We start from the raw sequence: 15,408 nt of genomic DNA, 5'->3' as shown, positions 1-15,408 counted from the left end.
GCGACGTGTGCCGTCGAAGCCCAGGCCGTCGTGCGCTGCACGACCTGTGCCAATCACGGTCTCCGGGTCTCGGACTCCTCCGCCGAGCTCTGGTGACGGCTCAGCTCGGAGACGTAGTCCGGCCAATCGAGGCTGTCGACCGGGTTGGCGCGGCTGACGTCGGGAGTGTCGTCGGGAAACGTCCGCGCGACTCCTGGGCCGGTCCCGCGGGTTTCGAAGCGAACCGTCATGACACCGTGGCCCGCGCCCTGGATCCAGCCGTGTCCGTGCTCGGTGTGCGACACGTCGTCGCCGACGCGCCAGGCCGGCGGGGTGGCCGCCAGGTCGGTGACGGTCGGGGGCAGCCCGGCGTCGGAGACGGTGTCCTCCTCGGTCGTCAGCTCGAGGTCCGGGAACAGTGATTCCTGCTGCACGTCGGATAAGCCTGAAAAGCCCACGCCGACAAGCCGAATTGGCCCGATCTCCATGGGGTCCAGCAGCAGCCGGCGCGCGGTGGCGATCAGCGTGGCCGCATCGTCGGTGGCGTACGGCAACGTCGCTGACCTGGTGAGGATGCTCATGTCGGACTTCTTCAGCTTCACCGTGACCGTGCGGGCACCGCGGCCGTCCTTCTGCAACCGCTTGTGCGCGTGCTCGCCGATGGGGCCCGACGCTTCGCGGAGCTGATCCAGGGTGGTCAGGTCCTCGGGGAAGGTGGACTCGGCGCTGATCTGTTTGGCCGGGGCGTTCTCGGCGACCGGACGTTCGTCGATACCCTGCGCCAGCCGATGGAGCGCCGGGCCGATGGTCCCGCCGAGGATGTTGGCGGCTTCGGCGTCGGACAACGCGGCCAATGCACCGATGGTCTCGATGCCGAGCCGGTGCAGTTTCTCCTCGGCGACGGGCCCGATGCCCCACAGGCGCCGCACCGGTAGCCGATCGAGCACTTCGCGTTCCTCGGCGCGGGTCACGACCTTGATCCCGTCGGGCTTTGCGAGGTCGGAGGCGATCTTGGCGACCTGCTTCCCGGACCCCGCACCGACCGACGCGATCAGTCCCGTCTCCTCGAGCACTTTGGCCTTCAAGGCCCTGCAGAACGCCGCGACATCAGCGGCGGACGCACCGGCCAGCTCGACCGGTTCGCCGAACGCCTCGTCGTACGAAAGTTGCTCCAGCACAGGCACGAACGTACGTACCGTCTCGAACACGCGCCGACTCGCGACACCGTAGACCACGCCGCGGGGGGGCAGCACGACTGCGGCGGCACCCACCAGCCTGCGGGCCTGATGCATCGGCATCGCGGACCGCGCGCCGAACACTCGGGACTCGTAGCTGGCCCCCGCGACCACGCCGCGACCTCCCAGACCGCCGACCAGGACGGGCCGTCCGCGCAGCGTCGGACGCGTCAGCTGCTCGACCGACGCGAAGAACGCGTCCATGTCGAGGTGCAGGACCCACCGAGCGTCCACACCTGCCGATGCTAGGGCGCTAGCCTGACGCCCATGACCAACAGGCCCGCACGGCGGGTTCTCACGCCTTCGTACGGCTGCGTCGGCTGATGGGGCTGCGCACCGAGCTGATGGTGCTCATGGTCGCCACGGGCCTCGCGCAGTCGTACTACGGCGGACGGGCCGATGTAGCCCGGATCGTAGCGACGTCGCCGGCGTGGCGACCATGACGCAACCGACGCGTGACGTCCCGATCCGAGACGGTTCGATCCGCTTGGGGCAGTTTCTGAAGCTCGCCGGCCTCATCGACAGCGGAGCGGATGCCAAAGCGGTCATCGCCGAGGGCGAGGTGACGGTCAACGGCGATGTCGAACGCCGCCGAGGACGCCAACTGCAGCCCGGCGACACGGTGTCCGTAGGAGGACGGGCCGCCCGCGTAGCCGAGGGGTCGCGCTGACCACGTCGTGAACTACTGACGGCAGGCGTCAGCCCCGGCGACCCCAGCCGCCGACCACGGTCGGGCCCGTCCATACCGCACCCGCGGCACTGACCGCAGCGTCGATTCGGCTTGCGAGGGTGTCGATGTCGAGTTCAGCGGCGGTGGCCGCACCCGACGCGATGATCGCCGGCGCCAGCGATCGCACGACACCCGTCACCAGCTCGGGTGCCTCCGGGTCGTCATATGGCCAGTATTGTTGCAGCCCAACCGAACCGACGTCGGTCAATCCGGCATCGCGAAGCAGGAGGGGCAGATGAATCCCGACGAACGGGTCCGCCTTGGCGTACTGGAAGCCCTCGACTATCCAGCGGGTGACGTCGGCCAGCAGCCCGACGGGCGGCTCCGCCCTGACGCCGCTCATGTCGTAATCGACGGCGACGAACACTCCACCGGATCGCAGGTGCCGGGTGTGATGGGCGACCACGTCCGCCGCATCGGGCAGATGCATCAGGAGTAGCCGGCACACCACCGCCTCGAATGGCAGATCGTCCTGAAATGTCCGCGCATCACCGCCGCGGAAACTGACATTGCGCGAATCGCGTTCGGCCAACCGCCTTTCGGCGACGGCCAACTGTGCCGGATCGCGTTCCAGGCCGACCACCGATCCGTGCGGACCAACGATGTCGGCCACGAGAAACGACACATCGCCCGGCCCGCTTCCCAGGTCGAGCACACGCATCCCCGGGCCTACCCCACCCCGTCGCAACAGGAGCGCGGTCGGTTCGGCGATCGCCGCCGCTTGCCGTTGCAGCCGAGCAATCTCGTTCTCGTCGCTCCCGAGCACGTACTCCGGGCCGCTCATGAGGCGACCTTATACCTTCGCGATGGTGACCCTCACCCCGTCGCCGATCTCCGCGGGCTCGAGAGGCTCGCCGAACTCGAAGGTGGTGGCTAAGATCTCGCGCGCGATCAACTCACGATGGGTGCGCGCCCACTCCTCGCGTTCCGCGGGCACCGACACCACCACCGAAATGCGGTCCGACACTTCCAGTCCGGTCGACTTGCGCAGGTCCTGAAGCTCCCGGATACGGTCCTTCGCCCAGCCCTCGGCCTCGAGTTCAGCAGTAACCGTTCCGTCGAGCACCACCAGCCCTGCTCCGTCGGGCAGCGCAGCGGTGTACTCAGGATCGGCCGCCACCAACCGCGAGCTGAACTCCGCCGGCTGCAGCACCGCAGGCCCCGCAGTCAACGTGCCGTCGGCGTTGGCGACGGCCTGGCCTGACTTGACGGCTTTGATCGCCGCTTGCACATCTTTGCCGAGCCGCGGTCCCGCGACGCGGGCGTTGACGGTCAGCTCGAAGCGGCCGTAGGCCGCGATGTCGTCGGTGAGCTCGACGTGCTTGACGTTGAGCTCGTCGGCGATCAGATCCACGAACGGTTGCAGCCGGTTCGGATTCTCTACCGCCACCGTCAGTTTCGGCAACGGCAGCCGGACCCGCAGCTTCTTTGCCTTACGCAGTGACGACGCGGCCGAACACACTTCGCGCACTTGATCCATCGCCGCGACGAGTTCCGCGTCGTGCGGCAGCTCGTCCGCGGCGGGCCACTCGGACAGGTGCACCGAACGCTCGCCGGTGACGCCTCGCCAGATCACCTCGGCGATCAGCGGCAGCAGCGGGGCGGCCAGCCGCCCGGTCACCTCGAGAACGGTGTGGAGCGTGTCGATCGCGTCGGGGTCTTCGTCCCAAAATCGCGAGCGCGACCGTCGCACATACCAGTTCGTGAGCGCTTCGGCGAACTGGCGCAGTTGATCGCAGGCGCCGTAGATGTCACAGACGTCCAAAGCGTCGGTGAGCCCGTCGCGCAACTCGGCGAGCTTGGCCAGGATGTAGCGGTCCAGCACATGCGCAGAGTCGGTGCGCCAGGTGCCCTTCTTCGGCGCATAGAGCGCCAGGAACGTGTAGGTGTTCCACAGCGGGAGCAGCACCTGACGCACGCCCTCGCGGATGCCCTGCTCGGTGACGATCAGATTGCCGCCGCGCAGGATCGGCGAGGCCATCAGGAACCAGCGCATCGCATCGGAGCCATCGCGGTCGAAGACCTCTGTGACGTCTGGATAGTTCCGCAGCGACTTGCTCATCTTTTGGCCGTCGTTGCCCAGCACGATGCCGTGCGCGACACAGGTTTTGAACGCCGGCTTGTCGAACAGCGCGGTGGCCAGGACGTGCAGGGTGTAAAACCAGCCGCGCGTCTGGCCGATGTACTCCACGATGAAGTCACCCGGAAAGTGAGAGTCGAACCACTCCTGGTTCTCGAACGGATAGTGCACCTGCGCATACGACATCGACCCCGAGTCGAACCACACGTCGAGCACGTCTTCGATGCGCCGCATTGTCGACTTTCCGGTGGGATCATCGGGGTTCGGCCGTGTCAGCGCGTCGATGTAGGGCCGGTGCAGATTCGTCGGCCGTACGCCGAAGTCACGTTCCAACTCATCGAGGCTGCCGTAGACGTCGATGCGTGGATACTCCGGATCGTCGGACATCCATACCGGAATGGGGGTGCCCCAGTAGCGGTTTCGCGAGATCGACCAGTCCCGCGCCCCCTGCAGCCACTTACCGAACTGGCCGTCCTTGACGTGTTCGGGATACCAGGTGATCTGCTGGTTGAGCTCGACCATGCGGTCGCGGATGTCGGTCACCTTGATGAACCATGACGACACCGCCCGGTAGATCAATGGATTGCGGCACCGCCAGCAGTGTGGATAGGAGTGATCGTAGGTCTCGTGGCGCAGCAGCACGGCGCCGTTGGCCGCCGCCGAGCGATCCTGGTTCCTCAGGTCACGGATGATTTGCGGGTTGGCGTCGAACACGTGCTGGCCCGCGTAGTCGGGGACGGTCGAGTCGAACCGCCCCTTCGCGTCGACCGGCGTGACGGCGGTGATCCCCGCCGCTTGCGCGGTCGCCATGTCGTCCTCGCCGTATGCGGGTGACATGTGCACGATGCCGGTGCCGTCCTCGGTGCTGACGAAGTCCGCGGGCAGCACTCGAAACGAACCGGGCGCGTCCATGAAGTACGGAAACGGCGGAACGTAGCGGGTGTCGAGCAGGTCCCGACCGGCGTAGGTGGCGACGATCTCGGGTTCCTCGCCGAGTTCACGCGCATACGCGCCGAGCCGCGCCTCGGCCAAGACGTAGCGCCTGCCGTCAGGGGCGACGACGCAGACGTAGGTGACGTCTGGGTTGACCGCGACGGCCTGGTTCGATGGCAACGTCCACGGCGTCGTCGTCCAGATCAGCAGATGGGCGCCTTCGAGTGCCCCGTCGCGGACCCGGAAGCCCACGGTGATCGCGGGATCCTGCCGACTCTGGTACACGTCGTCGTCCATGCGCAGTTCGTGGCTGGACAGCGGCGTCTCGTCATTCCAGCAATACGGCAACACGCGGTTGCCCTCATAGGCCAGGCCCTTGTCCCACAGCTGCTTGAACGCCCAGATCACCGACTCCATGTAGCCGAGATCCAGTGTCTTGTAGTCGTTTTCGAAGTCCACCCAGCGTGCCTGGCGGGTGACGTAGGCCTGCCACTCGCCTGAGTACTTAAGCACCGAGGCGCGGCATGCGTCGTTGAACTTCTCGATGCCCATCTCTTCGATCTGGGCCTTGTCGCTGATGCCGAGTTGCCGCTGAACCTCGAGTTCGGCGGGCAGGCCGTGAGTGTCCCACCCGAAACGGCGCTCGACCTTGTAGCCGCGCATGGTGCGATAGCGCGGCACGATGTCTTTCACATAGCCGGTGAGCAGGTGCCCGTAGTGCGGCAGGCCGTTCGCGAACGGCGGACCGTCGTAGAACACGTACTCGGGTGCGCCGTCGCGGCCCTCGATGCTGGCGCGGAAGGTGTCGTCGCTCTCCCAGTAGGACAGGACATCGACTTCCAGCGCCGGGAAGTTCGGCGCGCCGGCGGTCGGTTTGGGGTAGGCGGTCACTGCGCGGCTCCTGTGCCAAGTTGAGGCTCCGGACGAAAGCCAACATGTCGGCACGGGGACGAACGTCGCGCCGGTGCGCGAGCGCCGCGGTACCACCCCGCTTGCGCACCTCGACGTGCGCCGCTCATCTCAGGCGGTGACGGGCCTACCCGTTCGGTTCTACTTGGCTGTCAGCCAGCCGTTCTTCCGAAGGCTCCCCGGTGATAGCCGGATCGGTGCCGTTGACAGTCGATTCTAGTGGCCCGTCCAAACGAGTTAAGCCGGGGGCAACGCGTCCGACGTCATCTCGTAGAGCGACAGCGGGAACTGCTCGGAAAGTTCCTCGATCGTGTAGCGCTCGAAACGGTTCGTGTCGTACCACCAGTCGACATGGATGAGTCCGCCGGTGCGGTACACACGAACCTCCAAGGCGTGACCCATGGCGGGCGGCGTCTCCTGAACAGGCTCGGGACCGTCGGCCACCGCGCCGATGTAGTTGAAGTAGACCTCCGACGGACCGTGGGCGGCACGTTCGGTCGCGACCGCGAGAACGCGGTGCACACTGCCGAGCACCTCGGTGGCGCCGGCCTGCTGTGCCACCGCACAGGCAACGGGGACGGCATCGAGCATCGGGCGACCCGCACTTGCGATGTCGACCGGGACGATCCCGTCACCGAGCGTGCGCGCGATGGTGCGCGCCAACGCGGCCAGAAGGATTTCGTCGGCAGCGACGCCCAGCCACTGCGTGGCGCCGTCGAGCTCGGCCGTCAACTCGCTGGCTGCCGGCGTCGAGACACACGCCGTGGCAGCGCAGGGGCCAGCGTCCGTGAGCGCGTAGTCGACCACGGAGACCGTTGCTGTCGCGAAATCGCCGAACGGGTTCAGAACCTCGGATACCGGCGAGACCAGGTAAGGGGCAACCATGTGAGCAACGATAGCTCAGGTGTCCCATAAATGGGAGATAGCTCCCAAAACTGTGACGTCAGTGTCAATTAAGGCAACCTCGTCCAGTTTGCGGATGCCACTGCCCAAAAGCGGGAGTTGTGGTTTATGGTATGTAGGTGCCACGGACCGACGAGAACGGCAGACAGCTCAAAGCGTTGCTTGACTACCTACTCGACGGTGACGTCGAAGCCAAGGACATCTACGACGCACTGGGGACCTCGAGCAGCACGTATTACCGGCGTATCAAGGAGATCGACTACCCCGACGCCGAAGAACTGCGCCGAGTGGCCGACCGGTTCGGCCTGAGCTACCCGGACTTGCAGATCAGGTTCGGCTTGATGACTCGGCAGGAAGTGTTGAACTACGTCGACGCCCTCGAATCGGTGGGCGGCGCGCAGACCGCTTTGCGCGACGCGACGAGGACGCGCACCCGCGCGCCGAAGCTGTCCGAGCTCCGACCGCGGAGTGACGCTCCGCCCCTCTAAGCCGTACACTTTGCTGAGTACACGGCGGCTCGAAGGCAACGTTAATGGCTCTGGCGACCCTCATCGCGATCACGCTTTGCTGTATCGCCTGGAGCCTGTGGATACGCCGGGTCACGTGGTCGTCTCGCTGGGAAGTCGCCGCCACTCTCAATATCGCTTTGCAGGGCGTAGCCGTGGTGTTGATGTCGCCCTGGGCTTCCGAGACGCTCGGCGTCGCGCTGCACGCACTCACCGGTAAATGGAATCTCGAGGATTTCATCGGGCACGACTGCTACATCGTCGCCGCGTCGGCCGTGGTCTACAACGCGCTCGGTCGCCTGCAGGACGACCATTTGCTGCAGAAGTCGTTCAAGAAGTACGTCGAGCTGCCCGCCACCCTGTGCATCCCGCTGCTGCTGGTCGCCTTCTCGTTCGGCAACGGCGCAGAGATCTACAAGCCCGACTTCTTCCAGGTGCCGACGGATGCCTGGCTGAACGCGTACTGGCTGATCCTGTGCGGAATCCTCATCTATCTGCTGGGCTACGGTTGCCGCGCCCTGATGGTGCTGCGTAGGGACCCGCGGTCACGCAACATCGCGAACATCTACCTGGTGTCGTCGGCCGCGGGAATCGCCGCGTGCGTCGCCCGCCTGGTGACCGCGTTCGTCCCTGCGCTTCAGACGAGCGGCGTCAGCACCGCGTGGGTCTGGGTCTTCGCCTGCATGTGCGGCGCCGGGTTCGCCTTGACGTCGGCGGAGTCTTGGCGGCGCAAGACCCGGTGGTTCAGCCGGGCGAACCACTGATCGGCGCGGTTCAGCCGGCGACGGTGCGCGGCATCTGGTACGACGCGCCGAGGTCCGCGACGGTCTGATAGCCCCGCTTGCGCGCGCGGGCTGCATCCTTGCGGATGAGTGCCCCAAGGCCCGCGAACGCGGCCTGATCCAACAGCATCGGGGTCAACAGGCGGTTGTGCACGAACGCGAACGACATGCCCGAGGCCGGGTCCGCCCAGCCGACCGAGCCCGCGAGCCCGGCGTGACCGAATCCCGGCATGAAACCCGGCGGGAACGGCAGCGCGTGATACCCGAGATGGAAGCTCAGCGGCACGAAGATGTTGCGGTCGGGCACGTAGCTCGCCTTACCGGTAAGCAGTGCGGTCCGCTCCTGCGACAGGAACTGCGTGCCGTCAACCCGTCCCCCGTTGGCGATCGCGCCGTACATCTTCGCGATCGCACGGGCGGTCGCGACGCCGTTAGCGGCGGGGATCTCGGAATCCAGGAACGGCGTGTCGCCCTGCACAACGGACTTCATACCGGGGAAGTACATCGACCCGAAGCCGCCCGAGTAGGTGAGCGCGGCAATGCGGGGAGCGACGAAGTTGAAGATCGGGTTGGCAATCGTGCCCTGCGGCGCCAGGATCTGCGCGGCACGGGTGGGCGCCTCGACCGGTGGTCTGCCCAGGTGGAGCCCGTCGGTGTTGAGGGGCTCGGCGAGTTCCTCGCGGATCAGCACGCGCATGCCCTTGCCGGTGACTCCTCGCGCCAGACCCGACATCAGCCAGCCGTAGGTCAGCGCGTGGTAGGCCGGCTTGCCGTACAGCATCCGGTTCACCGGAGCCGCCGCGACGCGCTTCTCCATGGCGACGTGGTCCAGCAGTTCGGCCTTGCTGACCCCACCGAGCTGCGACAGGCCAGCGCGATGCCGCATCACGTCGCGGACCGTGATGGCGGCCTTGCCGTTGGCGCCGAACTCCGGCCAGTACTCGGCCACCGGTGTGTCGTAGTCGATCAGGCCACGGTCAGCCAGACGATGGATGACCGTCGAAGCCAGCCCTTTGGTGACGGAGAAGACCATGGCTCCGGTGTTCTCGGTCCAGTACTGGGTGCCGCGCCGGTCCGTGTAGCCCGTCCAGACGTCGAGCACCGGCTCGCCGTGCAGATACACCGCCAGCGCGCCGCCGCCGAAACGGCGGCCAGGGAAAAGCTGCGAGAAACCGTTCAGGGTGCAGGCGAAATTTGAATCCGCCGCGCCCTGAACACCGTGTGGGAGCGCTGCACTGCGCTCGGAGTTGACACGCGTCACAATGCATTTAATTTACCTGCACCCGCGGCAAATAACCGAGGCGTTACCGATTTGTTAGATCACTGCACGTCAGCGGCTTCGATGATGCGCTCCGCAGCAAGTGCCGGGGTGAGTTCCCCGTCGCGCACCTGGCGCTCGACCTCCGCGCGGAGCTTCTTCACCTCCGGATGCGACAGCACGCGGTCCAGCACCGTGTCGCGAACCATCGACCACGTCCAATCGACCTGCTGGGTGCGTCGCCTCGCCTCGAACTCCCCGGCGTCGGTGAGCACCTGCCTGTGCTTGACCACCGTCTCCCACAGCTCGGCCAGCCCGGTACCGTGCAGCGCGCTCATCGTGAGAACCGGTGGGCGCCAGAGTGTCTCGCGCGGATAGATGAGCCGGATAGCGCCGGCGAGCTCGCGCGCCGCGGACGTCGCCTCGACGGCGTGCTCTCCGTCGGCCTTGTTCACCACGACGACGTCGGCGAGTTCGAGCACGCCCTTCTTGATGCCCTGCAACTGATCGCCGGTGCGGGCCAGGGTGAGGAACACGAACGTGTCGACCATGTTGGCGACGGCCACCTCGGACTGCCCGACACCGACGGTCTCGACGAGGATCACATCGAAGCCGGCGGCCTCCAGCAGCACGATGGTCTCGCGGGTGGCCTTGGCGACGCCACCGAGCGTGCCGGAGGTGGGCGACGGGCGGATATAGGCGTCGGGGTGCACGGCCAGCTTCGCCATCCTGGTCTTGTCGCCCATGATCGACCCGCCGGTCCGCGTCGAGGACGGGTCGACGGCGAGGACCGCAACGCGGTGGCCCTGCTCGAGCAGGTACATGCCGAGGGCCTCGATGGTCGTGGACTTGCCGACGCCGGGCACACCGGTGATTCCGACGTGGAGCGCGCTGCCCGCTTGCGGCATCAATTCCAGCAACAGTCGCTGGGCCTGCTCACGATGATCCGCCCGCGTCGACTCAACGAGGGTGATCGCCTTGGGCAGGGCCGCGCGGTCGCCGTTGCGAACGGCGGCGGCGAGGCCTGCGATCGGATCCGACATCCAGGTCAGGTGGTGGCGCCCAGGTCGTAGCCGAGTCGGTCGGCCAGTTTGTGCAGCAGGCCGATCGCGGCGTCGGCGATCACCGTCCCGGGCGGGAAGATCGCCGTCGCACCCGCGGCGTACAACTCGTCGAAGTCGCCGGGCGGAATCACCCCACCCACGACCACCATGATGTCAGGCCGGCCGACCTCGGCCAGCGCGTCGCGCAGCGCAGGCACCAGCGTCAGGTGACCTGCCGCCAGCGAGGACACCCCGACCACGTGCACGTCGTTGTCGGCGGCTTGGCGCGCCACCTCGTCGGGAGTGGAGAACAGCGAGCCCACGTCGACGTCGAAACCGATGTCGGCGAACGCCGTTGCGATCACCTTCTGACCGCGGTCGTGCCCGTCCTGCCCCATCTTGGCAACGAGGATGCGTGGCCTGCGGCCGTCGGCCTCGGCGAATTTCTCGACCAGTTCTGTTGCGGTAGAGATGTTGCTGACCTTCCCCACCTCATCTCGGTAGACGCCCGCGATCGTGCGAATCTCGGCCTGGTGCCGCCCGTAGACCCTTTCCAGCGCGTCGGAGATCTCACCGACAGTGGCGTGCGCACGGGCCGCGTTGATGGCTAGGGCCATCAAATTGTTGGCCAGGCCGTCGTCGCCGGCCACCCCGTGTTCGCCTGCGGCGCGGGTCAATTCGGCCAGCGCCGCCTGGGTGGCGGTCTCGTCACGCGCGGCGCGCAGCTGCTGCAGCTTGGCAATCTGCTCAGCCCGCACGCGGCTGTTCTCCACCTTGAGGACCTCGACCTCCTGGTCTTCGTCCACCTGGTATTTGTTGACGCCGATCACCGGTTGGGCGCCCGAGTCGATGCGGGCCTGCGTGCGTGCGGCGGCCTCCTCGATGCGCAGCTTCGGGATGCCCTCGCCGATGGCCTGTGCCATGCCGCCGTGCTCGGCGACCTCACGCAGGTGCGCGCGCGCCTTCTCGGCGAGCTGATGGGTCAGCCACTCCACGTAATACGACCCACCCCACGGATCGATCGGTCTCGTGGTGCCCGACTCCTGCTGCAGCAGCAGTTGGGTGTTGCGCGCGATGCGGGCCGAGAAGTCGGTCGGCAGCGCCAGCGCCTCGTCGAGCGCGTTGGTGTGCAACGACTGGGTGTGCCCTTGTGTCGCGGCCATCGCCTCGATGCATGTGCGTGCGACGTTGTTGAACGCGTCCTGCGCGGTCAGCGACCAGCCGGAGGTCTGCGAATGGGTCCGCAGCGACAGCGACTTGTCGTTCTTCGGCCCGAACTCCGCGACCAGCTCGCTCCAAAGCAGCCGGCCCGCACGGAGTTTCGCGACCTCCATGAAGAAGTTCATGCCGATGCCCCAGAAGAACGACAGGCGCGGCGCGAACTTGTCGATCGACAGACCGGCGTCCAGCCCGGCCTTGATGTACTCCACACCGTCGGCCAACGTGTATGCCAGCTCGAGATCGGCTGTGGCACCGGCTTCTTGGATGTGATAGCCCGAAATCGAGATCGAGTTGAATTTCGGCATCTTCACGCTGGTGTAGCCGAAGATGTCGGAGATGATCCGCATCGACGGCTTGGGCGGATAGATGTAGGTGTTGCGGACCATGAACTCTTTGAGGATGTCGTTCTGGATGGTGCCGGCCAGCTTCTCCGGCGGCACGCCCTGCTCCTCGGCCGCCACGACGTACAGCGCGAGGATGGGCAGCACTGCGCCGTTCATGGTCATCGACACCGACACGGTCGACAGATCGATCCCGTCGAACAGCTGCCTCATGTCGAGGATGGAATCGATTGCCACACCCGCCATTCCGACATCACCCGCCACGCGCGGATGATCGGAGTCGTAACCGCGGTGGGTGGCCAGGTCGAACGCCACAGAAAGGCCCTTCTGGCCGGCCGCGAGATTGCGACGGTAGAAGGCGTTGGACTCGGCGGCGGTCGAGAAGCCGGCGTACTGGCGGATGGTCCACGGCTGGTTGACGTACATCGTCGGGTACGGCCCCCGCACGAACGGTGGCGCACCGGGAAAGGTGTCCAGCGGATAGCCGGCATCGGCGACCGCGTCACGGTCGGCGGCGATGAAAACCGGTTTGACGTCGATGCCTTCCGGTGTGGCCCAGGCGAGTTGGTCCGGCGTGTAGCCATGGGCCTGCGCCGCTGCCGCGATCTGCTCGCTCACCGCGGCTTCGGTGGCGGGGGCGGCCGTCTTCTCGCCGTAGAGCGGGACGTCGGCGAAGCTCTCGATCTTCGCGGGTTCGGTGTTCTGTCCGGTGTTCTGTCCCAAGGCGGTCATGATCTAGGCCCCCAATCGGGTCAGCAGGGTCGACAGTGCGGCGATCGCGTCGATCTTGGCGGTCAGGTACTCGTCGGGTTTGTTCGCGGCGTCGGCGACCGCCTTCTCGGGTCCGGCCAGGTAGACGTGCGACACACCTGCGCCGCGAGCGGCTTTCACGACCTCGGAGACGTCCTCGCCGTACCGCGCATCGGTGCCGCAGATGACGGCGACGGCGGTCCCTGCTTGGGAGACCGCCCGGCCGACGTCGTCGGCGCTCACCTGCCCCGGGTTCACCGCCTCGATCCCGCCCGAGGCCAGCAGATTGGCCGCGAACGTCGCACGGATGTTGTGTTCGGCGAGCGGGCCGAGCGGCAGCAACACCGCTGTGGGGCGCTGACCGTGTTCGGCCAGGTAGGCGTCGGAGCGATCCCGCAGTGCCTCGAACGCCGCGCCGTAACGCTCGATGCCCGGCACCGGCTCTGTATGCGGCAGCGGCGCTTCGGCGAGGTTCGGGAATTCGTTGACGCCGGTGAGCGCCGTGCGCCGATGCGCGATGTCATCGCGGCGTTTCTCAGCGACCGCAGTGATCTGCTCGGTCACGTAGTCGCGCGCCGACTCGAAACCGCCGCGGGATTCGATGTCGCGGAAGTGTTCCCAAGCCTGCTCGGCCAGTGCGCGGGTGAGGTCCTCGATGAACCATGACCCGCCGCCCGGGTCGAGCACTCGGCCGATGTGTGACTCCTCGAGCAGCAGGAGCTGAGTGTTGCGCGCCATGCGCCGGGCAAAACTCGGTGCGGTACCGGGCAATCCGCCCGGTACCGCGCTGTCGAATGTGCGCACCAGCACCGTGTCCGCTCCCCCGACGCCTGCGGCGAACGCCGCGACGGTCGTGCGCAACATGTTCACCCAGGGGTCGCGCTGCGACATCATCGGTGCGGACGTGACCGCGTGAATGGTCGCCGCGCCGGCCTCGGCGGCACCGACCACCTCGGCGACTCTGGCCCACACCTGCCGGGCCGCCCGCAGCTTGGCGATCGTCATGAACTGGTCGTCGTCAGCCGCGAACCGGAAGCTGACCTGTCGCAGCGCATCCGATACCGACACACCTCGCTCGCTCAGCTGTCGCAGATACGTCACGCCCGCGGCGATAGCGCCGGCCAACTCCCACGACGAGTTGGCGCCGAGGTCGTGGAACGCCGCGCCGTCGACGGTGATCGCCCGGACCCGACCGTCATAGCCCGCCGCCTTCGCGGCGACGGCTGCGACGTCGTCCATCGACGGCGCAGGACGCCGGCTCAACGGTGCGGTCAGTGGGTCGGCCCCGAGATCGACCGAAAGGCGGGCCCGGCGTTCGTCGTCGAGGCCCGTGGTGAGCGCGAGGACCGCGTCGGCCGCGGCCGTGTACTCGGCGCCTGCGTCGAGCACGACCGGCACCAGTTCGAGGAACACGCCCTCGAGTAGGCGGTCCACCTCGTCGGCCGGCACGCCGTCATCAGGTCCGATGCGAAGAACCAGCGCGCCGGTCCCCGCGGTGAGCGCCGACAACACCGCCCCGTTTCCGTCGGCCACCGACACCTGCCCTGGCGCGGGGAAGGACTCGGCGACCTTCCACCCCGCCTTCACGTCGCGCAGAGCGTCGCCGCCGCGGGTGAACGGCCAGCGGCCGGGCAGCGGAGCCTCGGGCTGGGCGTCGAGGATCGTGTAGAGCGGCCGGATCGGAAAGCCCTCGTACGTGGGCGAGTCGAGGAGTTGCTCGGGCTCCGCGCCGAGCTCGGCCGGGTCCTTGCGGGCGGTCTTGGCCAGGACGGCCGCAACCGCGGTCCGCCACTGCTCGCGATCCGACTCTGCGCTCTCTACGGGCACCGGCATCTCCCACTAGCTGACAAACGCTGCTGAATGTTGTTCATCCCACCGCTCATCAGGCTAAATGATCGGCGTCACGCCGCGGACCGCCGGGCGGGCGACTCACTACGTCGCCGACAGGAGTACCGGCGCCTCGGCACGTACTGTGGGTAGCTGTGAAACCCGTCGTCAGCACGCTGCGCGCCGTACCCGGCGCGGTGGCGGCGACGGCGGCCGGCCTGCCGCGGCGGCGTGTGGTGACCATCGTGGCCGGCGTTGTGATCCTCGTCGCATTTGCGGTGTTCGTACCGCTGCCGACGGCGATTCAACTGCGCGACTGGGCGAGGTCCGTCGGCCCGTGGTTCCCGCTGGCCTTTCTCGCCGCCCACATCGTGGTGACCGTCTTTCCGTTCCCCCGCACGGCATTCACGCTGGCCGCCGGCCTCCTCTTCGGCCCTGCGCTCGGCGTACCGCTGGCGGTGAGCGCCGCGACCGTCAGTGCCCTCATCGCGCTCCTTCTGGTCCGCGCCGCGGGGTGGCAGCTGAACCGGTTGGTGAGCCACCCGCGGATCGCCTCGCTGGACGCCCGGCTGCGCGAGCGCGGGTGGCCGACGGTGGTGTCGATGCGGCTGATTCCCGCCGTGCCGTTCTCGGTGCTGAACTACGCCGCCGGGGCGTCGGCGGTCAGGGTCCTGCCGTACACGCTCGCCACTCTGGCGGGTCTGCTGCCGGGCACCGCCGCCGTCGTGATCCTCGGCGACGCGCTGACCGGCAACGTGAACCCGCTCCTGGTGCTCGTCTCGGTGTGCACCGCGAGCGTCGGCGTGGCGGGCCTGGTGTTAGAGGTCCGCGCGCACCGCCGCGCGCACCGATCGCCGGTCGAGGGCTTCGAACAGTCCACCGAGCCTGCCGTCAGCCGCTGAGGGCCGGGC

12 protein-coding genes are annotated in these 15,408 nt (G+C 67.3%); 4 read left to right on the top strand and 8 right to left on the bottom strand.

Annotation, left to right across the window (positions count from 1 at the left end):
- Window positions 1-53: 53 nt before the first annotated feature.
- Window positions 54-1,448, bottom strand: coding sequence for a DNA polymerase IV (locus N4S67_RS15570; RefSeq protein ID WP_260993854.1), 1,395 nt, complete (start codon window positions 1,446-1,448; stop codon window positions 54-56).
- Between the two features lie 205 nt (window positions 1,449-1,653).
- Here N4S67_RS15570 and N4S67_RS15565 point away from each other — a divergent pair, with 205 nt between their 5' ends.
- On the top strand, window positions 1,654-1,884 hold the full coding sequence (locus N4S67_RS15565; protein WP_260993853.1) for an RNA-binding S4 domain-containing protein: 231 nt from the start codon (window positions 1,654-1,656) through the stop codon (window positions 1,882-1,884).
- 28 nt (window positions 1,885-1,912) lie between these two features.
- On the opposite strand, the gene N4S67_RS15560 is transcribed toward N4S67_RS15565, so the two are convergent.
- The 3 genes from N4S67_RS15560 to N4S67_RS15550 all read right to left on the bottom strand — a co-directional run bounded on the left by N4S67_RS15560 (window position 1,913) and on the right by N4S67_RS15550 (window position 6,751).
- A complete protein-coding gene (locus N4S67_RS15560; protein WP_260993852.1) occupies window positions 1,913-2,728 on the bottom strand; it encodes a methyltransferase domain-containing protein in 816 nt (271 codons plus the stop codon).
- Between the two features lie 9 nt (window positions 2,729-2,737).
- The gene (ileS, locus tag N4S67_RS15555; RefSeq protein WP_260993851.1) at window positions 2,738-5,848 is read right to left on the bottom strand and encodes an isoleucine--tRNA ligase; all 3,111 of its coding nucleotides are present in this window, start codon (window positions 5,846-5,848) and stop codon (window positions 2,738-2,740) included.
- Window positions 5,849-6,103: 255 nt separating this feature from the next.
- Entirely contained in the window at window positions 6,104-6,751 is a 648-nt protein-coding gene (locus N4S67_RS15550; RefSeq protein ID WP_260993850.1) for a hypothetical protein, read from the bottom strand.
- A gap of 137 nt (window positions 6,752-6,888) precedes the next feature.
- On the opposite strand from N4S67_RS15550, the gene N4S67_RS15545 reads away from it, so the two are divergent.
- Together N4S67_RS15545 and N4S67_RS15540 are read left to right on the top strand one after the other, a co-directional pair.
- Window positions 6,889-7,257, top strand: a complete 369-nt coding sequence (locus N4S67_RS15545) for an XRE family transcriptional regulator (protein ID WP_260993849.1) — start codon at window positions 6,889-6,891, stop codon at window positions 7,255-7,257.
- Between the two features lie 44 nt (window positions 7,258-7,301).
- Complete coding sequence (locus tag N4S67_RS15540; protein WP_260993848.1) at window positions 7,302-8,039, top strand: hypothetical protein; 738 nt, start codon at window positions 7,302-7,304, stop codon at window positions 8,037-8,039.
- A gap of 10 nt (window positions 8,040-8,049) precedes the next feature.
- On the opposite strand, the gene lipL is transcribed toward N4S67_RS15540, so the two are convergent.
- Genes lipL through mutA form a run of 4 tightly spaced genes read right to left on the bottom strand, consistent with a single transcriptional unit; the run spans window position 8,050 to window position 14,503 of the window.
- Window positions 8,050-9,318, bottom strand: a complete 1,269-nt coding sequence (lipL, locus tag N4S67_RS15535; RefSeq protein WP_260993847.1) for an esterase/beta-lactamase LipL — start codon at window positions 9,316-9,318, stop codon at window positions 8,050-8,052.
- 59 nt (window positions 9,319-9,377) lie between these two features.
- Window positions 9,378-10,358, bottom strand: a complete 981-nt coding sequence (meaB, locus tag N4S67_RS15530; RefSeq protein ID WP_260993846.1) for a methylmalonyl Co-A mutase-associated GTPase MeaB — start codon at window positions 10,356-10,358, stop codon at window positions 9,378-9,380.
- 5 nt (window positions 10,359-10,363) lie between these two features.
- Window positions 10,364-12,652: a methylmalonyl-CoA mutase gene (scpA, locus tag N4S67_RS15525; RefSeq protein ID WP_260993845.1), complete on the bottom strand. Its 2,289-nt coding sequence runs from the start codon at window positions 12,650-12,652 to the stop codon at window positions 10,364-10,366.
- Window positions 12,653-12,655: 3 nt separating this feature from the next.
- Entirely contained in the window at window positions 12,656-14,503 is a 1,848-nt protein-coding gene (mutA, locus tag N4S67_RS15520; RefSeq protein WP_260993844.1) for a methylmalonyl-CoA mutase small subunit, read from the bottom strand.
- Between the two features lie 149 nt (window positions 14,504-14,652).
- Here mutA and N4S67_RS15515 point away from each other — a divergent pair, with 149 nt between their 5' ends.
- Window positions 14,653-15,399, top strand: a complete 747-nt coding sequence (locus N4S67_RS15515; protein WP_260993843.1) for a TVP38/TMEM64 family protein — start codon at window positions 14,653-14,655, stop codon at window positions 15,397-15,399.
- The last annotated feature ends 9 nt before the right edge of the window (window positions 15,400-15,408 follow it).

The organism is Mycobacterium deserti, from assembly GCF_025345615.1.
GTDB classification, from domain to species: domain Bacteria; phylum Actinomycetota; class Actinomycetes; order Mycobacteriales; family Mycobacteriaceae; genus Mycobacterium; species Mycobacterium deserti.
This window is presented reverse-complemented; position numbering and strand designations above follow the sequence as displayed.